Annotated in this window: 18 protein-coding genes; 8 read left to right on the top strand and 10 right to left on the bottom strand. The window is 71.4% G+C overall.

Translation table 11 applies throughout. The features are described from left to right. Nucleotides 1-224 precede the first annotated feature (224 nt). A complete protein-coding gene (locus tag VA596_RS12610; protein WP_323326473.1) occupies nucleotides 225-746 on the top strand; it encodes a hypothetical protein in 522 nt (173 codons plus the stop codon). Between the two features lie 21 nt (nucleotides 747-767). On the opposite strand, the gene VA596_RS12605 is transcribed toward VA596_RS12610, so the two are convergent. Next, nucleotides 768-2,870, bottom strand: a complete 2,103-nt coding sequence (locus tag VA596_RS12605) for a DUF6351 family protein (protein WP_323326472.1) — start codon at nucleotides 2,868-2,870, stop codon at nucleotides 768-770. Between the two features lie 290 nt (nucleotides 2,871-3,160). On the opposite strand from VA596_RS12605, the gene VA596_RS12600 reads away from it, so the two are divergent. Next, nucleotides 3,161-3,508, top strand: a complete 348-nt coding sequence (locus VA596_RS12600) for a hypothetical protein (protein WP_323326470.1) — start codon at nucleotides 3,161-3,163, stop codon at nucleotides 3,506-3,508. 5 nt (nucleotides 3,509-3,513) lie between these two features. On the opposite strand, the gene VA596_RS12595 is transcribed toward VA596_RS12600, so the two are convergent. Further along, complete coding sequence (locus VA596_RS12595) at nucleotides 3,514-5,733, bottom strand: ATP-binding protein (protein WP_323326468.1); 2,220 nt, start codon at nucleotides 5,731-5,733, stop codon at nucleotides 3,514-3,516. A 258-nt stretch (nucleotides 5,734-5,991) separates the two neighbouring features. Here VA596_RS12595 and VA596_RS12590 point away from each other — a divergent pair, with 258 nt between their 5' ends. Beyond that, complete coding sequence (locus tag VA596_RS12590) at nucleotides 5,992-6,816, top strand: radical SAM protein (protein ID WP_323326466.1); 825 nt, start codon at nucleotides 5,992-5,994, stop codon at nucleotides 6,814-6,816. A 30-nt stretch (nucleotides 6,817-6,846) separates the two neighbouring features. Here the strand turns inward: VA596_RS12590 and VA596_RS12585 are convergent, their stop codons facing one another. Further along, nucleotides 6,847-7,839 (bottom strand): amidohydrolase family protein, encoded by a 993-nt coding sequence (locus VA596_RS12585; RefSeq protein WP_323326464.1) that lies wholly within the window; start codon nucleotides 7,837-7,839, stop codon nucleotides 6,847-6,849. Next, nucleotides 7,832-8,395 carry an NADPH-dependent FMN reductase gene (locus VA596_RS12580; RefSeq protein ID WP_323326462.1) on the bottom strand — a complete coding sequence of 188 codons (564 nt, stop codon included), beginning with the start codon at nucleotides 8,393-8,395 and terminating at the stop codon, nucleotides 7,832-7,834. Before VA596_RS12580 ends, VA596_RS12585 begins: the two co-directional genes overlap by 8 nt. A gap of 86 nt (nucleotides 8,396-8,481) precedes the next feature. Here VA596_RS12580 and VA596_RS12575 point away from each other — a divergent pair, with 86 nt between their 5' ends. Next, a complete protein-coding gene (locus tag VA596_RS12575; RefSeq protein WP_323326460.1) occupies nucleotides 8,482-8,943 on the top strand; it encodes a MarR family winged helix-turn-helix transcriptional regulator in 462 nt (153 codons plus the stop codon). On the opposite strand, the gene VA596_RS12570 is transcribed toward VA596_RS12575, so the two are convergent. After that, entirely contained in the window at nucleotides 8,940-9,506 is a 567-nt protein-coding gene (locus VA596_RS12570) for a TetR family transcriptional regulator (RefSeq protein WP_323326458.1), read from the bottom strand. The two genes, VA596_RS12575 and VA596_RS12570, sit on opposite strands and share 4 nt — an antisense overlap. A gap of 85 nt (nucleotides 9,507-9,591) precedes the next feature. On the opposite strand from VA596_RS12570, the gene VA596_RS12565 reads away from it, so the two are divergent. Next, a complete protein-coding gene (locus VA596_RS12565; protein WP_323326456.1) occupies nucleotides 9,592-10,515 on the top strand; it encodes an alpha/beta hydrolase in 924 nt (307 codons plus the stop codon). Here the strand turns inward: VA596_RS12565 and VA596_RS12560 are convergent. Next, nucleotides 10,512-11,675: an acyl-CoA dehydrogenase family protein gene (locus VA596_RS12560; RefSeq protein ID WP_323326454.1), complete on the bottom strand. Its 1,164-nt coding sequence runs from the start codon at nucleotides 11,673-11,675 to the stop codon at nucleotides 10,512-10,514. The genes VA596_RS12565 and VA596_RS12560 overlap by 4 nt on opposite strands. 170 nt (nucleotides 11,676-11,845) lie before the next feature. On the opposite strand from VA596_RS12560, the gene VA596_RS12555 reads away from it, so the two are divergent. Next, a complete protein-coding gene (locus VA596_RS12555) occupies nucleotides 11,846-13,057 on the top strand; it encodes an oxygenase MpaB family protein (protein WP_323326452.1) in 1,212 nt (403 codons plus the stop codon). Nucleotides 13,058-13,064: 7 nt separating this feature from the next. Here the strand turns inward: VA596_RS12555 and VA596_RS12550 are convergent, their stop codons facing one another. Together VA596_RS12550 and VA596_RS12545 are read right to left on the bottom strand one after the other, a co-directional pair. Next, complete coding sequence (locus tag VA596_RS12550; protein ID WP_323326450.1) at nucleotides 13,065-14,234, bottom strand: TetR/AcrR family transcriptional regulator; 1,170 nt, start codon at nucleotides 14,232-14,234, stop codon at nucleotides 13,065-13,067. A 55-nt stretch (nucleotides 14,235-14,289) separates the two neighbouring features. After that, nucleotides 14,290-14,649, bottom strand: coding sequence for an MmcQ/YjbR family DNA-binding protein (locus tag VA596_RS12545; RefSeq protein ID WP_323326448.1), 360 nt, complete (start codon nucleotides 14,647-14,649; stop codon nucleotides 14,290-14,292). Nucleotides 14,650-14,696: 47 nt separating this feature from the next. Between VA596_RS12545 and VA596_RS12540 the strand changes: the two genes are divergently transcribed. Further along, entirely contained in the window at nucleotides 14,697-15,452 is a 756-nt protein-coding gene (locus tag VA596_RS12540; protein WP_323326446.1) for a DinB family protein, read from the top strand. Nucleotides 15,453-15,461: 9 nt separating this feature from the next. On the opposite strand, the gene VA596_RS12535 is transcribed toward VA596_RS12540, so the two are convergent. Then, entirely contained in the window at nucleotides 15,462-20,066 is a 4,605-nt protein-coding gene (locus VA596_RS12535; RefSeq protein ID WP_323326444.1) for a DUF6531 domain-containing protein, read from the bottom strand. A gap of 525 nt (nucleotides 20,067-20,591) precedes the next feature. On the opposite strand from VA596_RS12535, the gene VA596_RS12530 reads away from it, so the two are divergent. After that, complete coding sequence (locus VA596_RS12530; RefSeq protein ID WP_323326442.1) at nucleotides 20,592-21,176, top strand: hypothetical protein; 585 nt, start codon at nucleotides 20,592-20,594, stop codon at nucleotides 21,174-21,176. 6 nt (nucleotides 21,177-21,182) lie between these two features. On the opposite strand, the gene VA596_RS12525 is transcribed toward VA596_RS12530, so the two are convergent. Next, complete coding sequence (locus VA596_RS12525; RefSeq protein WP_323326440.1) at nucleotides 21,183-22,394, bottom strand: cytochrome P450; 1,212 nt, start codon at nucleotides 22,392-22,394, stop codon at nucleotides 21,183-21,185. Nucleotides 22,395-22,397 lie beyond the last annotated feature (3 nt).

The raw sequence follows: 22,397 nt of genomic DNA, 5'->3' as shown, positions 1-22,397 counted from the left end.
CCGCGGCGGTCCTCCCCCCAGTGATTCCCGGCCCCGGGCTGCACCTTAACGGAGCGTCGGCCGGCCACGAAGCAGTTCACACAAAAGTGTCACTTCTTCCTGGTCACGGACGTTCCGCGGACACTGGCCGGATCCGGCCATTCCGGCTCGGCGGTCCCGTTCCGCCCCACATTCCCGGTCGCGGTCCCTTATGCTGCAGCCGTTTCCGATTCGAAGGGTGTTCCATGCCGGCTCGCGCACTGCCATTCCTGGCCACGGGTGTCGTTCTGCTGATCGCCGGATGTTCGGGCGGCGAAAACGGCACCGCGGCGCCGGTGCCGTCGAGCACCGCCACACCACCGGCGTCGACCACGCCATCCTCGACGCCGACGACTTCGGCCACGCCCAAGACCTCCGCGGTGAAGACGGCCGCCGGAGCCGTCGAGCGGTACGAGACCTACCTGCACGCGGTCGGCGCGGAGGACGTCACCACGGCCTGCGAGATCGCCGCGCCCGCCGCCAAGAAGGCGGAGGACGAGGGTTTCGGGCCGTGCGAGAAGACCCTCCCGATCACGTTCCAGCTGTTCTCCGCGGCGGAGCGGAAGGCGCTGCAGAACGCCACCGTGGACCGGGGCAGCGTCACCCAGAGCGCGAAGAAGACCGAGATCCCCGCCAAGGCGGTGCGGGCCGCGGTCCGGTTCACCGACCACGACCTCGGTGACGCCGTCCTGGAACTGCGCGACGGCGCCTGGTACGTCACCGACTGACCGTCCATCCACATCGGACGGTCAGTAGCTCAGCCAGGTCCCCCTCGGGGCGCGCTGCCCGACGCCCGGCCGGCCGTAGTCGCACACGCCGCCGGGGAACGCCGCCCGCAGCCGCTTCTGGTCGGCGGCGGTGAAGGCGACCGGGTAGTCGCGGAAGTTCAGCGGCTTCAGCCGGCACTTCAGCACGTCGAGGGCCAGGCCCTCCCCCGCGACCAGCCGGGTGTTGGCCGCCACCGGGTACAGCGCGCCGCACTGGCCGCTCGCCGGGTACGTCAGCTTCTCGGTGACCCGGGACGCGGCGGAGAGGTAACACCCGTCGCCGAGGTCGCGCGGCCGGTTCGCCAGCACCTTCTGCTGGCGGCTCCGGTGCGAGCCGTCGGCGTCGATCGCGGTGAGCCAGCGGTCCATCGCGTCGAGCTCGTAGACGCTGGCGGCCGCCGCTTCCGCTCCGGTGGCGTGGTTTTCGATGATGACCTGGTTGGCCGCGGTGCCGTTGGCCCGCAGAAGCCGTTGCCGCAGCACGTAGGACCACTCGGTGGTGTGGATGTCGTTGCCGAAGCCGGCGAGGTCGAGGTCGGTCCGCTGGTCGATGATCGGCGTTTCCCGCAGGCCCTGCGACGCCGAGTTCAGGATGTCGTCGGCGTACACCGCGTCGAGCGCCTTCGGATCGGCCGCCGTCCGCTGCGCCACGGGCTTTCCGGTGTAGTCGAGGCCGCCGATGGCCGCGTTGAGGTCGGTGAACTGCGCCGCGGTGATCGTCCCGGCCGTCAGCGCGGCCAGGCCGTACTGCACGCCGGTGGTGTCGAGCGTGCTGCGCACGAACCCGGTCCGCGGGTCGCGCCCGACCTGGTTGACCAGCTGCTCGTTGGAGTTGCACTTCACCCCGCGCGGGTTGGTGACCGGGTCCCACCGCGCCGCCACCGGGATGGCCGCGTTGCAGCTGTCGGTCGCGGTGGCGCGGCTGGCGAAGGTCTGGTCCCAGGAGACGCAGGTGTCGTAGGTCGGGAAGCCCGCGACGGCCTGCTTCTGCGCCGCGGTGAACGACGCGCCCGGCCCGGCGAAGTACCGGTTCAGCAGGCGGCAGTCCGACACCGGGCCGCCGACGCTCAGCGGGTCCGGGAACGAGACGCCGGGGATGATCCCGTCGACGACGCCGGGGTAGTTCTCGGCGATGTCGTACTGCTGGATCGCCCCGCCCGAGCCGCCCCAGCCGATGGTGTGGGCGACCGGGCCGTAGGTCTCGATGAAGTGCTCCTTGACCATCATCGCCGCCTCGGCCGAGATGATCGGGCTGCAGTTGTTGTCGAGCACGTTCAGGGTCGACGACGCGACCGCGTAGCCCTGGGCCAGGAACAGGTCGTTGACGACCCCGCCGGTGGAGTTGCCCTGGTGGTAGCCCGCGTTGCAGCCGCCGCCGAAGGTGTAGACCAGCTTCCCGTTCCAGCTCTTGTCCGGCGCGACGGGCGACGGCGTGCCGTCGTGGAGCGCCGCGATCTCGTAGACGGCGCGGTCGATCGTGCCGCGCTCGACGCGGACCACGTACGGCACGGCGCGTCCGCCGACGGTGGCCGTCGCGAGGTCCGCCGGCCGGGTCGCCGGGTCCGCCAGCGGCGCGAACACCCCGGCGGTGGTCTTGTACTGGTAGCTCACCCGGGTCGGCGCGCTGCAGAGCGGCTGGGACGCCGCGGGCAGGCCGAACGCCTGGGTCTCGCAGTAGAACGGGCGCTGCTGCGCGCCGGAGAAGACGGGCCCGGTGATCGGGTGGTTGGTGACGCGCAGGCTCGCCCGCTGGTCCCGGCCGGGCCCGCTCGTCCGCGCGCTCAGCTCGTTGGCGCCGTCACGCAGGCCGGTCACCAGGCCGAGCAGGCTGCCGTCCGGCTGGGCGCGGAAGCTGGAGGTCACATCGTGTCCGTTGTCGCTGACGCTGACCCGCGCCCGCTCCGGCGCGACGACCTTGACCAGCACCTGTCCCCCGCTGACGAGCGCGGGCCTTGGGTTCGACACCGTCTCGATCGTCAGCTGCCGCCCTGGGGACGCGGCCACGGCGGTCGCGGTCCCCAGCAGCAGGACGGGCGCGGTCAGGACCGCCACCACGAGGGATGAGCGCACAGGACGGTTGGCCACCAGACACTCCGCTCGCTTGTGGCATCGCGTCCTCGCGACACCCGCAGCTGCCGGTATAGCACCTGCGGCCGGGCGGGAACAATGAATCGTCTGCAAGGAATTCCGCCCCGGTGATCGGCGCGACGGGCGGCACTTCCCTCGCCGTAGCCGGTGCACCGCCACGACGAGGCTCACCTTTCCGCACGACCGCCGCGCCGGCGGCAGCACCTCGGGCCTCACAGACAACCGGGACGGAAGCGGTCCTTTCACCCGTATCCTCGGCAAGGTAAACCGATCTCAGGGAGGGTGCTGTGCCTGAGCCTGTGCTGGTGTCGATGGCGGCGGCGATCGCGGCCCGCACCGTGGTGGGGCTGTACAACCTGGTGAAGGCCAGGTTCGCGGCCGATCCGGAGGCCAAGGCGGTGCTGGAGGCCGCCGAAGGCGCCACGGCGGATTCCCCGGAGGTGCGGAAGCTGGCCGATGCCCTGGAGGAGAAGAGGTCCGAGGACCCCGCGTTCGCCGAAGAAGTGGCCTCGGAATGGGAGCGGGCGGTGGTGGAACAGAACGCGACCTCGGGCGGCGTGACGAACCAGATCTCCGGCCACGTCAGCGGAAACGTGGTCCAGGCCCGCGACATCCAAGGTGGTGTCTCGTTCTGATCCGCTCAGGGCAACGCCCGCCGCACCTGCTCAAGCCGTTCGGTGGCTTCGGGATCGTCGAGAAGCTCGAGCAAGCTCGCGGCCTCTTGCCGAACGGAACCGGCCTCGCGATCTTCCCCGGCGACGGTCAGCGAGTCGGCCAGATTGGAGAGAATCAGGCCCAGCACCCGGGGCGCCTCGGCGGCGCGCGCCACCTCGACCGCCTGCCGGTGGATGGACACGGCCTCCTCGATACGGCCGGCTTCCCGGCAGGTGGTGCCGAGCCCGTCGAGTGACCAGGCCCGGCGCTGGGACACGCTCGTGTTGCTGAACCTTTCGAGGGCCCGCCGGTAGGACACCAGCGCGTCGTCGTAGCGGCCGGCAAGACGCTGGATCCGTCCGTAGTCCAGCAACGCCCACCCTTCGGTGCGGGTGTCACGCAACTCCCGCGCCAGCTCGACGCCGCGCGCGGCGTCGGCCAAGGCGACGCCGAGCTCGCCGGCGTCGGCCAGGTTCGCCGTCGCCCTGGCGAGGATGACCAGGCCGACGAGCTCGAAGTGCCGGTTCCCCAGTGCCCGGGCGAGCTCCACGCTGTGCCGGGCCGCGTCGACGGCGTCGTGGTGCCGCCGGATCCCGTCGTACGCCTCGGCCAGGTTGAACAAGGCCGCGGTTTCGCCTTCGAGATCCTCTTCGGCACGTTGCAGCGCCCACAAGCTCTCGAACCGTTCGGCGGCTTCGGCGAACTTTCGCCGGTGCAGCAGACTGACCCCGAGGAAGTTCAGCGTGATCCGGACGCCGTGGCGGTCGTCGAGTTCGCGGAAGATCGCCAGTGCCTCTTCCGCACAGGTGGCGGCCTCGTCGAACTGCCCCTTCGTCCGCTCGATTTCGGCGAGCTTGGCCAGCAGTTCACCTTCGCCCTGCCGAGCACCGTCGCGGCGGGCGGCGGCGAGGGCCATCGTGATCGCGGCGCGCCGATCGTCCGATGGCATACCGCGCATCGCCGGTTCGGTGGCCACTGCCAGCTGCCAGGTCAAGGTGTCCCGCCCGGACTCGTCCGCGGCTTGGATCGCGGCGAACAGGTTCTGGCCTTCGAGGTAACACCACTCTACGGCCGCGTCGTGGTCGGGGAACCGCGGAACAGCGGCGGGAGCGGGCAGGGCGTCGGGCTCCAGGATCCGCCCCCATGTGCGCATGACTGTGCCGACCGTGTGGGCCGTGTGCAGGTACCAGGCCAAGATCCGGGCCCGGGCGTCGTCGCGGGGCAACGGCGGCTCGTCCTGGTGGGCGACGTCCGTGGCGTAGGCGCGCAGCAGGTCGTGGAACTGGTAGCGATCGGCCCCGATCTGCTCCAGCATGTGCGCGCCGACGACCGCGTCCAGCAGCTGCCTGGCGGCGGCCACCGGCACACCGGCCGCCTCGGCCGCGACGTGCGTGCCGAACTCCGCGCTCGGGTGCAGCCCGAGCACGCGGAACATGTGCGCCGCCTCCGCACTGAACGACCGGTAGGACAACGCGAACACGGCGCGGACACCGTCGTGCTCCCCGCCGCTGCCGAGCTCGTCCCAGAGCCGGGATTCGTCGCGCAGGTTGCCGATCAGCTCCGCCAGCGGCATCCACGGCCGGGAAGCCGCCCGCTCCGCCGCGATGCGCAGCGCCAGGGGCAGGCGGGCGCACAACCGGGCGAGCTCGGCGCGCTCACCCGGCTCGTCCGCGGTGCGGTAGTCCGTGGTCAGCGCGCGAATCAGGGTGATCGCGTCGGCCTCGGGCAGGACCTCGACGGTGACGCGCTGCGCCCCGTCGCGTGCCATCACCCCTTCGAGCCGGTCCCGGCTGGTGACGATCGTGCGGCAGGCAGGCCCGCCGGGCAGCAGCGGGCGGACCTGGCCGATGTGCGCGGCGTTGTCCAGCACTACCAGCACCCGGCGGCCCGCCAGCAATGAGCGGTACAGCGCGGCCTTGTCCTCGACGTCGTCGGGGATCCGGGCGGGCGGCACGGACAGTGCCCGCAGGAAGCGGTCCAGCGCCTGATCCGCCGTCATCGGCGCACCCGGGTCGTAACCGCGGAGGTTGACGTACAGCTGCCCGTCCGGGAACCGGGCCGCCACGCGGTGGGCCCAGCGCAGCGCCAGAGCCGTTTTGCCGACACCGGCCGTGCCCACGACCAGGGCGGGCCCGGTCGGCCCGGCAGCCAGCAGCACGTGGTCCAGCCGGGCCAGTTCGGCCGTCCGGCTGACGAATCCGCGCACTTCACCGGGCAATTGCCGGGGGACATCGAAATCGGCGGCGGAAGCGTGGTGGAAATGCACACCGCCGCTGATGTCCCGGGCCTGGACGACATCGGCCGCCGTGCCGGACACCACCGACCAGGTCCCGTCTCGAAGGGCGGGTTCCGGATCCTCACCAGGTGCTTCAGGTTGGGCCATCAATCACTTTCGTGAGCGTCTGTCGCGCAAGTATATCCACGACGCCTCCCGCCGGGCGGCCGACGCTGCGAGACTGAACGGATGCGAAACGGCCGTGGACCGATTGATCTTGTGTGGCTGGAAATCACCGGGAAATGCCAGCTGATGTGCGTTCACTGTTACGCCGAAAGCACGCCCACCACACCACACGGCCCGATGAGCCGGGACGACTGGATCCGGGTCATCGACGAAGCCGCCGCCCTGGGCGTGGCGAAAGTGCAGTTCATCGGCGGCGAGCCGACGCTGCGCCCGGAGCTGCCCGACCTCATCGGCCACGCGACGGCGTCGGGCTTGCGGGTGGAGGTGACGTCGAACCTGGTCCGGCTGTCCGCGCGCATGTGGGCCGCGGCCGCCCTCCCCGGCGTCGAGCTGGGCACGAGCTACTACTCCGACGATCCCGCGGAGCACGACGAAATCGTCGGCAGGCGTGGCAGCCACGCCAGGACCACGGCCACGATCAAGACCGCGCTTGCGCAGGACATCTCGGTGAACGTCGGGGTCATCGACGTCCGGGCCGGCCAGCGGGTGGCGGCTGCCCAGGAGACGCTCCGGGACCTGGGCGTCACCCGGATAGCGGTTGATCGCATGAGGCATTTCGGCCGCGGCGCGAGTGGCCGCGGTCCGGCCGTCGGCGAGCTGTGCGGCCGGTGCGCGAAGGGCGTCGCCGCGGTCCTGCCCGACGGCTCGGTGACCCCGTGCCCGATGTCGCGGTGGCTGTCGTTCGGCAATGTGCGCGAGACTTCGTTGGCCACCTTGATCCGCGGCGCCGAGGCCCGCCGGATCCGGGCGTCGATCGCCGAGAAGACGACCTGGACCGGCAACTGCGCGTCAGGCAGCGGAGGCGGGGGCGGCGGGTGCACACCTTGACTGCGGCCGGGCGGGACCACCGTCGATCGGTCAGCGCCGGATGCCGGCGGTGAGCTTCTCCCAGTTGCCGTGGGTGATGCGGTCGCGGTCCTCTTCGGAGAGCGGTGCCTCCTCCAGGAACCGGCGGGCGGATCCGGCGCGTTCGCGGTTGAACGGGTAGTCGGAGGCGTACATGATCCGCTCGGCCCCGACCGTCTCCAGGCTCCACCGCAGGTACTTGGGGCTGGAGATGCCGCCCGGGGTGACGAAGATGTTGGTACGGAAGTACTCCGCGACCGGTTGCCGCAGGTTGGTGAGCCGGTCCAGGGCCGCGACGCGGTCGAGGTAGAACAGCACCACCTCACCCCAATGTCCCAGGATGAGCTGCAGGTCGGGGAACCGGTCGAAGACGCCGGCGAGGATCATCCGGAGCACGGTCAGCCCGGCGTCGTAGTGCCAGCCGAACGCGCCGGTGGCCAGCATGCCGTCCACCGGTGGGCCGAAGCCGCGGTAGTAGGCCTCGGTGACGGCCGCGACCGGGACGCTCGGGTGCAGGTAGACGGGGGCACGCAGGTCTTCGGCGGCCTCGTAGACGTCCCAGAACTCGGGTGCGTCCAGCGATCGGCCGCCGGAGTTCGCGTTGACGAGCGCGCCGTCGAGGCCGAGTTCGCCGACCGCGCGCCGCAGCTCGTCGGCGGCGGCCGCCGGTGCGGGGGTGGCCAGCGCGGCGAATCCCCGGAAGCGGCCGGGGTGGCGGCGCACGGCGGCGGCGAGGAGGTCGTTGGTCGGTCCCTGCAGGGCGACCGCCTCCGCCGCGTCGAGGTTCTGCAGGCCCGGCGTCGTGAGGGACAGCACGGCCGTGTCGATCCCGGCGTCGTCCATGGCGGCGACGCGGCCGTCGCCGAGGTCCAGCAGCGCCGGCGTGACCTCGCTTTCCAAGGCCCACTTCATCATCGGCTCGGCCAGCTCGGGGTCGCGCCGCCGCCACGCTCCGACCACGTCTTCGGTGACGAAGTGCTCTTCGAGGGCGTAGAGCTCAGCCACGGACGGTCTTCAGCGCGCCGGCCCAGGACTCGAGCTGGTCGAAGAGGACGGTCGCGGCGTCGTCGTGCGTCGCGGAGGGCGTGAACGCCGAGAAGTTCTCGAAGTCGGAGAACAGCGAGAACGACAGCTGCTGGCGCACGTGGGCCAGCTGCAGCTCGCTCGCGATCGCCCGCAGGTGCTCGATCGCCCGCGTTCCGCCGAGCGAGCCGTACGACACGAAGGCGGCGGCCTTGTTGTTCCACTCGGCGTAGAGGTAGTCGATGGCGTTCTTCAGCACCCCCGACGTGGAGTGGTTGTACTCCGGGGTGACGAAGACGTAGCCGTCGTATTCGGCGATCTTGGCGGCCCAGGCCTTCGTGTGCTCCCCGGAGTACGCGCCCCGGCTGGCCGGCACGGCCTCGTCCAGGTGCGGCAGCGGGTAGTCGAGCAGGTCGATCAGCTCGTAGTCCGCGCGGGTGCGCTCCTTGGCCTTGGTCAGCACCCAGTCCGCCACCGCCGCGCCCTTGCGGCCGGGGCGGGTGCTGCCGAGGATGACGGCGAGCTTCAGATCGCTCATGGTGGGACCTCCGGAATCGGTTGACTTGAATCTTCAAGTCAAACTAGCGCCCTCGACTTGAAAGTTCAAGTCAGTACACTCCGACCATGCCTGCCCGGGAACAGTGGCTCACCGACGACCAGCTCGCGGCGTGGCGCGGGTTCATGAAGCTCCTCCAGCGGCTGCCCGCCGCCCTGGAGTCACAGCTCCAGCAGGACTCCAAGCTCAGCTTCATCGAGTACTACGTCATGGCCCACCTGTCCGACCAACCTGAGCGTCGCCTGCGGATGAGCGAACTGGCCGTCCTGGCCAACACGGAGCTGTCCCGCCTGTCCCACCTGATCGGACGCCTCGAGAAGCGCGGGTTCGTGTACCGCGAACCCGACCCCGGAAACGGCCGCTACACCCGGGCGGTCCTGACCGACGCGGGCCAGGCCTACCTCGCGGAAGCGGCCCCCGGGCACGTCGCCCGGGTGCAGAGTCTGTTTGTCGACGTTTTGACGCCCGAGGAGCTGCGCACCCTGCACGGGATCTCCGACGCGGTGCTCGCCCGCATCGACGGGGACTAGCCCTCCGCGATTCCCCACTGCAGGCCCACCGCCGTCACGGCCTCTCCGAGCAGGTCGCCGAGCTTTCGCGATTCCCCGTCGGCCACCCACCGGGTGAACGCGGCGCGGAACACCGCCATGGCCACCTCGGCGCTCGCGGCGGCCGAAAGCTCGTCGACGCCCCAGCCGGTCAGCGTCCGGGTCAGGCTTCGCGTCCAGACCTGGAGCTTCCCCAGCTCGCGCTCGGCCAGTTCGGGAACGGAGCCGATCAGCGCCGCGCGCTGGGCGAGGGACTTCCGCCGCGGTTCCATGTCCGCGGCCACCGCGCGCAGGGCCCGGGGAAGCGCTTCCGCGACGACGTGCGGCCCGGCATCGAGCGCGTCCGTGAGCAGGTGCTCCAGCCGCTGTCCGTCGTCGAAGAGCACTTCGCGCTTGTCCGGGAAGTACCGGAAGAACGTCCGCTCGGTGACGTCGGCGCGCGCCGCGATGGCCGCGGCGGTCGTGGCCGCGTACCCGTCGCGGGTGAACAGCTCGAGCGCCGCCTGCTGCATCCGGGGACGGCTGTCGGGTCGCCGTTGAGGCACACCTCACCCTAACCGCCGTTGTCAGTCACTGACAACCGGGGTTACGGTGGCATTGTCAGTCACTGACAACCTCGAAGGAGCGGTCATGCCTCGTCCCGAAGTGGCAGCGGTGCTGTCGTACCTGGAGTCACGGCCCCCCGCCGCACCGCCGACGCTGCCGGAGATGCGCGCGCAGCTGGTCGCCTCGGTCGCGGCCGGCGACCTGCCCGCCGGCGAGATCGCCGTCGAACGGGCCCTCACGATCCCGACCCGCGCCGGCACCGTCCCCGCTCTCCTGCTGGACGCGCGCGCCGAGCGCGGCGACGGTCCCGTGGTCGTCTGGTACCACGGCGGCGGGTTCGTCACCGGCGGGCTGGACACCCACCGCGGGTTCGCGGCCGAGGTCGCCCGGCAGCTCGACCTCCCGGTCGTGCTCGTCGGCTACCGCCTCGCCCCCGAACACCCCTTCCCGGCGGCCGTCGAGGACGCCGAGGACGCCGCCCGCTGGGTCGCCTCCCGGCCGGACGGGCTCGGCCGGAACGCCGACGCCCTGGTGCTGGGCGGCGACAGCGCGGGCGGCACGCTGACCATCGTCACGTCGATGGCGCTGCGCGACCGGCCCGCCGAGGTGCCGGTCCGGGCGCAGTTCACCATCTACCCCGCGACCGATCTCACGCGCCGCTACCCGTCGCAGGACGAGTTCGCGACCGGCCGCCTGCTCACCGAGGAAACCCGCCGTTTCTACTACGCGCAGTACGATCCCGACATCGACGACTGGCGTGCTTCCCCGCTGCTCGGCACCCTCACGGACCTGCCGCCCGCGGTGGTCCTGACCGCCGGCGAAGATCCGGTCCGCGACGAAGGACGGGCCTACGCGGCCGCGCTGATCTCGGCCGGTGTGCCCACCACGTTCCTGGAGGCCGCCGGGCACATTCACGCGTTCGTGCTGATGCGCCAGGTCGTTCCGTCGACCCAGGACGACCTCCGCCGGGCCTTCAGGGCGCTCACCACGACCCTGGAGGGGCGCTAGAGACCCAGGTCGCGGCCGACGATCTCCTTCATGATCTCCGTGGTGCCGCCGTAGATCGTGGAGACGCGCGAGTCGAGGTAGTCCTGTGCGATGCGGTATTCGAGCATGTAGCCGTAGCCGCCGTGCAGCTGCAGGCAGCGCCCGACGATGCCGACGTACTGTTCCGTGGTCCAGAACTTCGCCGCCGCGGCGTCCACAGCGGACAGTGCGCCGCGGGAGTGCCGGGCGAGCAGGTCGTCGATGTAGGCGCGGCTCACCCGCACGGCGGTGACCATCTCCGCCAGTTCGAACCGCGTGTTCTGGAACGAGCCGATCGGCTTGCCGAACGCCGTGCGCTGCTTGACGTAGTCCAGGGTCCGCTCCAGTACGCCTTCGGACGACGCCACGGCATTGGCGGCGATCGAGATCCGCTCCTGGGGCAGGTTGCGCATCAGGCCGGGGAAGCCCGCCCCCTCCTCGCCGAGCAGGTTGGCGGCGGGCACGCGGACGCCGTCGAAGAACAGCTCGCTGGTGTCCTGGGCGTGCAGGCCGATCTTCTCCAGGTTGCGGCCACGGGAAAAACCGGCGCGGTCGGCCTCGACGACCAGCAGGCTGAGCCCGCCGTGGCGGTCCGGGCCGGTCCGGACCGCGGTGACGACGAGGTCGGCGTTCTGGCCGTTGGAGATGAAGACCTTGCTGCCGTCGACCACGTAGTCGTCCCCGTCGCGGACGGCGGTGGTGCTGATCCCGGCCAGGTCGCTGCCGGTCCCGGGCTCGGTCATCGCGACCGCGACGACGAGCTCCCCGGCGGCGATCCCGGGCAGCCAGCGGGCTTTCTGCTCTTCGTTGGTCAGGTCGGTGAAGTAGGGCACGACGATGTCGTTGGACAGCGCCACGCAGGCGAGCCCGTCCGACACCGGGTGCCGTGAGAACTCCTCGCCGATCACGGCGTTGAAGCGGTAGTCGGTGATGCCGCCCCCGCCGTACTCCTCGGGGATCGAGAAGCCGAGGATCCCGGCGCGGGCGGCCTCGCGGAACAGCTCGCGGTCGACCCGGCCCGCCGCCTTCCACCGCTCGGCGTGGGGCGCGGCGTGCTTGTCGACGAACGCGCGGACCGTGTCTCGCAGGAGCTCGTGGTCGTCGTCGTAGAGCGGCCGCTTGACGGGGAAGACAGGGGGCACGCGAACTCCTCGGCGGCATGAACGGCACTGGTCTTGCTGACCGGCACCCGGCTTCGATATGTTAATGAGAAATCGCACCAGTGGGCAAGCTCGGGCCCGACGTCGCAGCACCAAGTCCAGGCCAGACCGCAGAGATGCACGAACACACCTCCAAGGAAGCAGGTATGTAAATGAGCAATCTCAGCAGAAGGAGCGCCTTGTCCCTCGGTGCGGCCCTCGGGCTCGCGGGAGTGGCGAGCACGGCCGCGCCCGCGTGGGCCTGGTCGTCGGCGGGCTCGGTGGCCGGCACCGGCTCGGGAGCCGACCCGTGGCAGGTCTGGGACGACCCGGTCGACGGCCTGCTGGCGGCCCTGCTCGACAACGGCCAGGTCCCGGCGGTCAACGCCGCACTGGCGTCGTGGGCGAACAACGACGACCCGCTGCCCGCCGGCCTGCCGGCCGCCCTCGCCGCCCACCTGCAGCAGGCGAGCGCCCTGCCCTCCTGGGCCGACCGCGCCAAGCTCCGGCTCGCCGCCGACTTCAACCGGCGCAAGGACACCTACCTGTTCATGCTCTACGGCCTCGGCAGCGGCATCATGAGCACGGTGATCCCGCGGGAGGCCGAGTCGGTCTACTGGTCCGCGGGTGGCGCGAACATGAAGGACCGCGCGGCCAAGACCTTCACGTTCGGCTACGACCTGAGCGAGCTGACCGCCTACGAGCCCGCCGGCCAGTTCGTCGTCACCGCCAACAAGACGCGCCTGGTGCACGCCGCGGTGCGTCACCTGCTGCCGCAGTCGAGCCACTGGCGCGCGGTCACGGACACGCCGGTCCCGATCAGCAACGGCGACATCCTGGTCACCTTCCACAGCCTGGGCACCTTCGTGCACCGGAAGCTGCTCGAGTGGAAGGTCCCGATGACGGCCGCGGAAGAGGACGCCTTCCTGCACATGTGGCAGGTCGCCATCCACCTGCTCGGTGTGCGGGACGAGTTCATCCCGAAGACGTGGGCCGACGCGGACGCGCAGTCGGCGTACGCGCTCACGCCGATCCTCGCCCCGACGACCGAGGGCAAGGAGCTGGCCAAGGACCTGCTCGGCCTGACCGCGCAGGTCGACCTGGGCGTCACCCGCGGGTTCCTGAACGAGTTCGTGCGCTACGTGCTGAACGACCGGATCGGCGACTGGCTCTCGCTCCCCCGCGACTACGCGGCGGCCACCCTGGTCCGCACCGGGTGGCCGGCCTACATCGCGTTCCGCGAGGGGCTGCTGCCCGTCCTGCCGGTCGGCTTCTACATGTTCGACCAGTTCGTGCGCGCGCTGGCGATGCTGTTCCTCAACAACGGGACGTCTCCGGCCACCACGACCATCGTCATCCCCACCGCGAACCGGCCCGGCGCCTGACGGGCCGTCACGCGGGGAGCCCCAGCGCGCCCACGACCAGGGCGGTGACGGCGGCGCGGTGGTCCGGGCCGTCCTGCCACCGCAGCCGCCGCCCGGCCTCGACCACGACGCCGAACCCCGCGTGCACCAGGGCGCGGGCCTGGCGCGGGTCGAGGTCCGGGCGCGCCAGCCGCAGCTGCTGCTCCCAGATGGCGATGTGCTCCCGCTGGGCGACGGCCAGCGGGCGCTGCAGCTCGGCGGGCAAGCCCGCGACCTCGGCGTCGGCGACGCTGGTGAGGGCGGTGTGCTCGAAGCTGTAGGCCACGTACGTCGCCGCCAGGGCGACCACGGCGTCGTGCGGGCCGGCCACGCCGTGCAGGTTCTGTTCCACCGACTGGGCCAGCAGCGCCGCGGCCTGCAGGCAGGCCGCGGCCAGGATGTCGGCCTTGCCGGGGAAGTGGCGGTAGAGCGTGGACGGGACCAGCCCCGCGGCCTCGGCGATCCGGCCGTTCGTGACGGTGGCGAAGCCGTCCCGTTCGAACAGCGGGATGGCGGCGGCGAGGATCTCCGCGCGCCGGGTGCGCGGCACGGGCAGGACGGGCAGCTCGACCGGCCGCGCCCGCCCGACGGGGGCGGCGGGGCTGGTCGCGACCACGCGCAGGGCCGACGCCAGCAGCAGGTCCTCGGCCCGGCGCGGGGCGATCGAGGTGTGGTGCATCGTGATCGACGCGATCGCCCCGAGGGCCGCCGCGGCCCGCAGGTGCTCGCCGGGCAGCGGGTGCTCGCGCCGCACCACCTCGGTCACCCGCGCGACGACGTGGGTGAACTTCGCTTTGAGGACCCGGCGGTCGCCGCGGTCGAGGTACCGCGCCTCCCACCGGTACAGCCCGCCCGACGCGCGATGGGCGACGGTGACCCGGGTGACGGCGGCGAGCAGGTCCGCCAAGGGCGCCGCGGGCGGCACCTCGTCGACCGCGGCCACGAGCCGGTCCACCATGACGTTCGCGCACTCGGCGAACAGCGCGTACTTGTTCGGGAAGTGCCGGTACAGCGCCGCCGCGGTGATGCCCACGGTGGTGGCGATCTCCTCCATGGACGCGGCGTGGTAGCCGCGCTCGCTGAACACCCGGCCCGCCGCGTCCACGATGAGCTGCTTGCGGTTGCGCGGCCGGGTGGCCGCGGTCGACTCGGCGGTCATGCGGACGGACGCGGGAACAGGGCCATGCGTGCCAGTCAATCACGAGCCGGCCGCGTCATCCCGGACCGTCGGGGTGGACGAGGTCGTAGGCCCGGGAAACCTTCTGCGGAACCACCATCCGCCACGCGTCCACGACCAGCTCGCGGGCCTCGGCCGGGTCCAGCGCGGCCAGCTCGGCGTGGACCCAGTTGAACCGCAGGTCCGATTCCGAGGGCAGCCGGAACTTCCCCGGCTCGCCGGCGACGAGCGCGGCGCGCTCCTCCTTCGGGAACCCGAACCCCATCACCAGCTCGTCGGGCGAGAACGCGACGTAGACGATCTGCTTGACCCGGAACTTCAACCGGCCGCGCACGTACACCGGGTAAGAACGCTCGAGCTCCGAACCCAGGGCGAGCACGTCGCCGACAACCGCCATGACACCAGAACGTAGCGCGGGCCGGACGGGTGAGCGAGACTGCTCCGATGGTTTCCGAGTACACCGAGAGCGACCAGTTCCGCGGCGCTCGCATCCACCTGTGCACCCTCGATGGCCTCGAGATCCGCGACTGCGAGGTGACCGGCCTGAAGATCGTCGACTGCTACGGCAGCGACGTCTCCCTCGGGGGCCTCTTCGAGCGCGTCGTCGTCAACGACGTCGACGTGACCGCCTACGTCGAGGCCGAACTCGACCGCCGCCACCCCGCGCGGGTGCTGGCGCGGGATGCGGCGTCCCCCGAGGACTACCGGGCCGCCTGGGACGCCATCGAGACGCTGTGGAGCGAGACGCTCGACCGGGCGAAGCTGTTGCCCGAGGCCACCTTGCACGAGCAGGTCGACGGCGAGTGGTCGTTCGTCGAGACCCAACGGCACCTGCTGCTCGCCTCCGACGCCTGGCTCGGCAACGCCGTGCTCGAGGAGGAAGCGCCCTACCACCCGCTGGGCTACCCGCACGGCGGGATGCCGCCCGAGGAGGCGGCGAAGCTCGGCCTCACCCTCGAAGCCACCCCGACGCTCGAGGAGGTGCTCGCGCCGCGGCTGGCCCGCATGGCCGCGATGCGGCGGGTCGTCGACGGGCTCACCGCGGCCGGGCTCGACCGGGTGTGCGGCCGCAAGCCGGCGGACCCGTACCCCGACCAGGAGTACGTCGTGCGCCGCTGCCTCAAGGTCGTGCTGAAGGAAGAGGCCGAGCACCACCGTTACGCGGTGCGCGATCTCGCGGTGCTCGAGGCGCGTGCCTGAGCGGCCCGCTCACTTGGGCGCGCGGTACGGGCGCTCGTAGTCGGTCCGGTCGTGGAACTTGGTGATGTCGCCCTTGCCGTCCTGCTTGAGCCGCGGGTACTCGGTCTCGTCGAACACGTTGTCCGGGCGCCGGTACGGGTAGACGTCGTGGCCCTTGCCGGGGTGGCTGGGGAAGACCACGTGCGTCTTGCCGGCCTGGGAGTTCTTGGCGAACGTGTCGGAGACGTAGTCCCACTTCTCCTGGACCAGCGGCCGCCTCGGGTCCTTGGGGTCCTTGATCCACCCGGGCATCTTCACGTTGTTGTCCTTGAGGGTGCCTTCGAGGGTGTTGCCGCCGTGCTGCTTCGCGATCCGGGTGGCCTTGTCCTCCATCGACCCGAGGTACTTGTCCGGGTTCGTCTTCCCCGGCACCCGCTCCATGTGACCGCCGGACCAGAAGAAGTGCTTGTCGGCCTTCAGCATCTTGTCGAGCTTCGGCTTGAACTTGTCGAACTCCTCCTTGGACATCTTGTCGACGCGGATGGGCTGCTTCCGCGGGCTCTTCCGCGTCGCCGGCTGGGCCGCCGCCTTCTTCTTGTTCCGGTCCCGCAGCCGCTTCGCGCGGTCCTTGACCTTCCCCTTGAAACACCGCTGGGGGGCGAGGCCGAGCGGGTCGCTCTCGAGCAGCGGCTGGTCGACGTAGCCGACGGGGTTGGGCGCCGCGGCCAGGCCCAGCGGGTCCTGGCTGAGGTACCGCGTGGTCCGGGGGTCGTAGTACCGGAAGACGTTGTAGTGCAGCCCGGTCTCCTCGTCGCGGGACTGACCGGGGAACGCCAGCGGCATCGCCGCGGTGTCGGCGCCGGCCAGCGGCACGCCCCAGAAGCTGCTGCGGTCCTGCCAGACCAGCGTCCCGCGCTCGTCGAGCAGTTCGGTCGGCGTCCCGGCGGGCGAGGTGATCACCACGCGGAACCGGGCCTGCTCGACGGCGCCGTCGTGCTCGACCTGCACGACGGGACGGTCGTCGCCGAAGCGCTCCCAGGTGAGGAACCGGTAGGACCCGTCCGCCGGGCGGTGCTCCACCTGCTCGACGAGGTTCAGCTCGCTCCACAGGAACCGGACGTCCAGGGTGAGCTCGGGCTCCCCGTCCGGGCCGCTCACCCAGCAGCGCTTGGCGAACCGCCGCCCGATCGGGTCGTAGTGGTAGGTCCAGAGCGCGCCGTCGGGCGTGCGTGCGGAGCGCAGCCGGTCGAGGTGGTCCCACCCGTAGGCGCACGCCCGGTCGGCGTGGCGCCAGCCGGTGACGCGGCCCTGCTCGTCACCGTCGAAGCGGATGTCGCCGATGCGGGCGAGCCGGTTGCGCTCGTAGTCGCGCGAGCCCGGCGGCGACGGGTTCGTCGCCGAGGTGATGTTGCCCGCGGCGTCGCGGGTGAACCGTTCCGACGCCCCCGGCCCGTGTGCCTCGCTGACCCGGCCGGCCGCGTCGTAGGAGAGCTGCCAGGGCCGGATCGTGTCGTCGATGCCGGCGAGCCTGCCGTCCGGGCGGTAGCGGTAGGTGCGCCGCCCGACCCCGGCGACGTCCTCCTCGGCGAGCCGGTCCTCCTCGTCGAACCGCCGCCGCAGGACCTCCGCGCCGTCGACGCTGCGGACGACCTCCCGCCCGGCCTCGTCGTAGGTGAACGCGACGTCGTGGCCGGCGATCCGCAGCGACCGGGGCCGTCCGGAGTCGTCGAAGCGCCACTCACTGTCCACACCGGACGAAGTCCGCCGGACGACCGTGTCGCCGTCGTCGCCCTCGTCTCGCCAGCACACCCCGAGCCCGTTGATCGTGTCGGTGATGACCCGGTCACCGCCGTCGCGGCGGATCTCGACCCGCGACTCGGCGTTCTCGGCGACGACCAGCCGGCCGAGCGCGTCGTAGCCGTAGCTCGTGACGTCGTCGGGGGTCCGCCGCGCCACGACGTTGCCCTCGAGGTCGTAGTCGTACTCGACCACCTGATCGGCACCGGTGGTCATGCGCCGCAGCTGGCCCGCCGCGTCGTGGGCGTAGGTGGTGCGGCGGCCGTCGAAGTCGGTCTCCTCGACGAGGCGTCCGGCGGCGTCGCGGACGTAGCTCCAGGTGAGGCCGGCCGGGTTGGTCACCGAGGTGAGCCGCAGCTCCCCGTCGTAGGTGAACAGCGTGCGCCCGCCCGCGGCGTCGGTCTCCTCCAGTACCAGGCCGAACGGGCCGTGCTTGCGGCGCCGCGCGGCACCCGCCGCGTCGCGGTATTCGACGACGTTGCCCTCCGCGTCGTGCACCCACGTCTCGCGGCCGCCCTGCGGCCCGAGCCGCCAGGCGCGGCGGCCGTCGGCGGTCCAGCCGAGCCGCGCGGCCGCGCCGGACGCCGTGTGCGCGAGGCGCGGGCGGCCGTACAGGTCGCGGTCGCCGGGACGGGCCGCCCGGTCGGTCACCGGAGCGTCCTCGAACGGGTCGGGCGGCTCCAGGACGTCCACCGGCAGCCCGTTGCCGAGCAGGGTGGTGACCGGGTCTAAGTCGAACACCAGCCGCTCGATCTCGTCGTCGCCTTCGCCGGCCTGCAGCCACATCGCGCCGTCTTCGCCCGGGGTCAGCCGCACGGCGGGCGCGCCGGGGCGGTGCAGCGCCACCAGCCCGTCGTCGTCGTAGTCGTACCGGGTTTCGCGGCCCAGTTCGTCCACTTGGGACAGCAGTTCGTCCCGCCGGTTCCAGGTGTAGTACCGGGAGTTGCCGAGCGGGTCGACGCGCTCGACCAGCTGGCAGGCCGCGTTCAGGCGGTAGGTCCAGGTGTGGCCGAGGGCGTCGGTGTGCCTTGTCGCGCCGGGTTCGTAGGCGAAGGCCGCGTTGTAGTAGCCGTTCGCGCCCACCGCCCGGACGCAGCGGCCCGCGTTGTCGTAGACGTAGCGGTACCAGGTGCCGACCCGGTCCTGCCAGCCGACGAGCCGGTGCTCGAAGTCGTAGTCGAGCGCCATCGAGCGGCCCGCGAAGTCCGTGACCGTGCTCAGCTGGGTGTGCCGGTTGTACGAGAACCGCACCACCGGCGGCTGGTCCGGCGCCCCCAGCGCGACGATCCGGCCGCGCGCGGTGCTGACCAGGATCTCCACGCCGCCGGGACGGCGGAGCTTCGTGGGGGAACCGTCGGCGGCGTAGTCGATTTCGGTGCGCTCGCCGTCCTGCTCGATGGCCGTGACCGGCAGGACGCCGCCGGTACCGGAGAAGTGCAGCTCGCGATCGCCGAGCGAGAGCCGGAAACCCTGCGGCACGCGGCGAAGCCGGTGCCGCGGCCCCTGCACCGGCAGCACGGGCTCCTCGCCCGGCACGGGGTAGTCCAGCACCATGCCGTCTTCGGCGTAGAACCGGACCCGGTTCGCGTCGAACTCCAGCCGCTGGTCCCAAGTGGACGTCCACGAAGGACCGAACCACCGGCCGGCCCGGTAGGACGACAGGTGGGTACGGGAAAGCTCCAGGTCCGCGGCCTCGCCGGGCAGCGTGACGTCGACCTGGGTCATCACGACCTCACCGGTCGCGACGTCGATCGGGTCACCGCAGTAGTTCTTCGACTGGTCGGGCGTCGAACGGTCGGGGTTGTCCTTCGCCTTGGTGTCGTTGCCCTTGCCGCCTTTGTCACCCTTGCCGCCGCCGGTTCCGGCGCCGCTGGTGCTCGTCTGGTCGCCGTCGTTCTTGGGGCCGCCCTTGTCCCCGCCGTTCTTGTCCGGGCTGCCGTCGCCGCTCTTGTGACCGTCGCCGTGGCCGGCGCTCGAGGTGGACGTGGAGTCGTCGTCGTGCGGTTTGTCCTTCTTGCCGCCGGGGCCGTCGGGGCTGCCCTTCTCCTTGATCTTGGGCGGCGGGTCGACCTTGGCGGTCTTGCCGGGCTTGATCTTGCGCAGCGCCTTGGCGGCGTCGTCGAACAGGGTCCCGGCCTTCTTGAGCAGCGGCACGAGGGCCTTGAGCGCCTTGACGAGCTTCTTGGTGATGTCGGCGATCTTCGACGCGGTCTTGGCGACCGCGGCCACGACCTGCGGCACCACCCAGGTCAGGCCGATGCCGAGGGTGAACACGACCTGCAGCGCCCAGCTGATGAGGTGGCCGACGAGCTCGGCGATGATGTCGCGGACGAGCATCCGCACGGCGGCGACGACCTCACCGGCCGTCTTGACCCCGCTGGACGCGCCCTCGCAGCCCTTCTGGGCGGCGGTGAGGATGTCGACGGTGTCCGAAGCGCGCTGGCGGTACTGGTCGGAGGCGTTCCCGCTCCACGACTGCAGGTCGGCCTTGACCATGTCGGACAGGTCCTGGCCGACGGCCCCGAGCTCCTTGGCGATGTTCGCCCAGGTCTGGGACTGGGCCTTGATCTGGTCGGCGTCCCCGGTGAGGGCGTCCAGCGCCGCGGACAGCGGGCCGACGTGCTCGATCAGCCACCCGACGCCCGCGGCGAGGATCGACCCGAAGGGGTCCATGGCCATGGACAGGGCGTCGAGCGCAGTCCCGACCGCCCCCATCGCGACCGAGGCCCAGTCACCGCTCTCGATCCCCTGCTTGAGATCGTTCGCGGACTCCAGCAGCGGCAGCCCGGAAATGGCCGTGGTGGAGTCTTCACGCTGAGCTACCAGCGGGTTCGCCATGGCGTCGGTTCCTTCTCGCGGTTCACTCGATGACCGCCGGACCCACCGGCGTCCATCCCGGTGACGTTAGCGAGTCATCGTCACGAACCGGGGGTGAACAAACCGGAAACTGCACGGAAGTCCCGCCGGAAGAGCCCGTTCGTGCCAGCAGCTCAGGCCACCGGACACGCTCCTGCTCCGGGCCAGGTCAGCCCGGGTGGCCGCCAGGTGTGGGAGGCGGAGCCGCGGTGCCGACTCCCGAGATCCGCCTCGACCGCGCCGAAGCCGGCCACTTCCGCGTGCTCGGCGTCCCGGATGTGCAAGGCGGCGCCGCTCAACGCGGCAGCCGCCACCGGCGGGAGTCTCCGGTGAACCGCGCCGAGCGCATGGCCGTGTCTGGGGACGGGACCGGACGTTCGACCGGCGACGGTGACAAAAAGGGCAGGCTTCGCGTGAAGCCGTTGACGGGTTCGTTCAGCTCGCACCAAGCTCCGGGCCGACGAAAACCCCCAGCCGGACCACCGGCTGAACCAGGAGGAACAACCCGTGACGATCACCCCGGCGGTGCACGCCCGGCGACCCAGGGCGCGATGGCTTGCCCCCGTGCTGCCGGTGGTGGTCCTGGGCTTGAGCGCGTGCGGCTCGGCCGGTGTCAGCGGGTCGGCGAAGCCGGTGACGAGCCTGCCCTCTTCACCTGCGAGCTCCTCCCCGCAGACGTCCCAGGCTGGTGCCGGGACCCTTCAGGCCGCTCTCGAGAGCTGGGTGACCCAGATCCTGACAGAGCAGTACACCGAGGCGTGCCTGTCCAGCGCTCCCGTGCTGCCCGCCGGCCAGGACGCCGAGACGCTGTGCAAGAACCCCGACGCGCTGGCCAGCGCCAAGTCGCTGCACGAGGCGTGGGCGAAGCCGGGCGTCAAGCTGCCCCCGGAGGGCAAGGTCGAGGTGTCCAAGGTGGCCGCGAAGGGGACCGAGGTGACCGTGCCGGACACGGCCGTCAAGGTCGACGGCCGTACGCTGCGCAGCCTCGAACTGATCGGCGCGACCGGGGACACGGACTCCTTCAGTCTCACCTTCAAGATGCAGAAACACGAAGGAGCCTGGTACGTCGAAGGCTTCGACCTCAAGCTCTGAGCACCCTCACCATTCGGCGGGCAGCTCGACGAGGCTGCGGATCTGCGTGCCGGGCGCCCAGTCCAGCCCCTCGGGGTCGCCGGCGATGCGCAGCTTCGGGAACCGGTTCAGCAGCGCGGAAAGCGCCTCCTGCATCTCCATCCGGGCCAGGGCGGCGCCGGTGCAGAAGTGGGTGCCGTGGCCGAAGGACAGGTGCGGGTTGTCGTCGCGCGTGACGTCGAAGGCGTCGGGGGCGGGAAAGACCTCCGGGTCGCGGTTCGCGGCGGGGATGCCGGGCAGCACGGCTTCGCCCGCGCGGACGGTGACGCCGCGGACGGTGACGTCCTCGGTCGCGTAGCGGGCGAAGCCGGTGTAGGCGATGAGCGGCACGTAGCGCAGCAACTCCTCCACGGCCCGCGGCATCAGCTCGGGCCGGCCGCGCAGCAGGTCCGCCTGCCCCGGGTGCTGCAGCAGCACGAACAGCGACGACGCCAGCTGGGAGCCGGGCGTCTCGTACCCGCCGATGAGCAGGGTGTAGACCAGCTCGACGACCTCGGCCTCGGTGCAGGTGCCCTCCTCGTCGGCGGCGCGGACCACCGCCGTGATCAGGTCGCCGCCCTCCTGCCCGCGGCGCGCGCGGACCAGCTCGGTGAGGTAGTCGTTGAGCAGCCCGAGCTGGGCCTGCACCTGCTCCTGCGGCAGCCCGCTGCGCCCGAAGAACGCCTGCATCCAGTCCTGGAAGCGGCCGCGGTCGTCGAAGGGCACCCCCAGCAGCTCGCAGGTGACGATGCCGGAGAACGGCGTGGTGAACGCCGCCATCAGGTCGGCGGGCGAACCCGCCGCCGCCATCTCGTCGAGCAGTTCCTCGGCGACCTGCCGCGCCCGGGGACGCAGGCGCGTGACGGCGCGGCTGCTGAACGAGCCCGCGACGAGCCTGCGGATGCGCCCGTGGTCCGGTTCGTCGAGGCCCATGATGCTGGTGCCGATGGGCATCGGGGCGACGCGGGCTTCGTCGTGTCCTTCCGGGGTGATCCGGCTGAACCGGGAGTCGGCGAGGACCTCGCGCACGTCGTCGTGGCGAGTGAGGAGCCAGGCGTCCTCGCCGTGGGGCGGCGTGATCCGCGCGACGGGGCATTCGCCGCGCAACGCCGCGTAGCTCGGGTCGAGTTCCAGGCCCTTGACCTCGCCGAAGCGGAAGGTCTCGCCGTCTCGGCCGTACGGGCAGGTTTCGGTGGTCATCGA

This window comes from Amycolatopsis heterodermiae (assembly GCF_034929455.1).
GTDB lineage: Bacteria > Actinomycetota > Actinomycetes > Mycobacteriales > Pseudonocardiaceae > Amycolatopsis > Amycolatopsis heterodermiae.
Note: the sequence above shows the minus strand (reverse complement) of the source record. Positions and strands in the feature narration are given on the sequence as shown.

What these genes read in the sequence shown, in the direction of transcription:
- VA596_RS12590 (WP_323326466.1), top strand. Translation starts at nt 5,992, where the DNA reads ATGCGAAACGGCCGTGGACCGATTGATCTTGTGTGGCTGGAAATCACC.
- VA596_RS12575 (WP_323326460.1), top strand. Translation starts at nt 8,482, where the DNA reads ATGCCTGCCCGGGAACAGTGGCTCACCGACGACCAGCTCGCGGCGTGG.
- VA596_RS12565 (WP_323326456.1), top strand. Translation starts at nt 9,592, where the DNA reads ATGCCTCGTCCCGAAGTGGCAGCGGTGCTGTCGTACCTGGAGTCACGG.
- VA596_RS12545 (WP_323326448.1), bottom strand. Translation starts at nt 14,649, where the DNA reads ATGGCGGTTGTCGGCGACGTGCTCGCCCTGGGTTCGGAGCTCGAGCGT.
- VA596_RS12580 (WP_323326462.1), bottom strand. Translation starts at nt 8,395, where the DNA reads ATGAGCGATCTGAAGCTCGCCGTCATCCTCGGCAGCACCCGCCCCGGC.
- VA596_RS12525 (WP_323326440.1), bottom strand. Translation starts at nt 22,394, where the DNA reads ATGACCACCGAAACCTGCCCGTACGGCCGAGACGGCGAGACCTTCCGC.
- VA596_RS12540 (WP_323326446.1), top strand. Translation starts at nt 14,697, where the DNA reads ATGGTTTCCGAGTACACCGAGAGCGACCAGTTCCGCGGCGCTCGCATC.
- VA596_RS12535 (WP_323326444.1), bottom strand. Translation starts at nt 20,066, where the DNA reads ATGGCGAACCCGCTGGTAGCTCAGCGTGAAGACTCCACCACGGCCATT.
- VA596_RS12555 (WP_323326452.1), top strand. Translation starts at nt 11,846, where the DNA reads ATGAGCAATCTCAGCAGAAGGAGCGCCTTGTCCCTCGGTGCGGCCCTC.
- VA596_RS12550 (WP_323326450.1), bottom strand. Translation starts at nt 14,234, where the DNA reads ATGACCGCCGAGTCGACCGCGGCCACCCGGCCGCGCAACCGCAAGCAG.
- VA596_RS12610 (WP_323326473.1), top strand. Translation starts at nt 225, where the DNA reads ATGCCGGCTCGCGCACTGCCATTCCTGGCCACGGGTGTCGTTCTGCTG.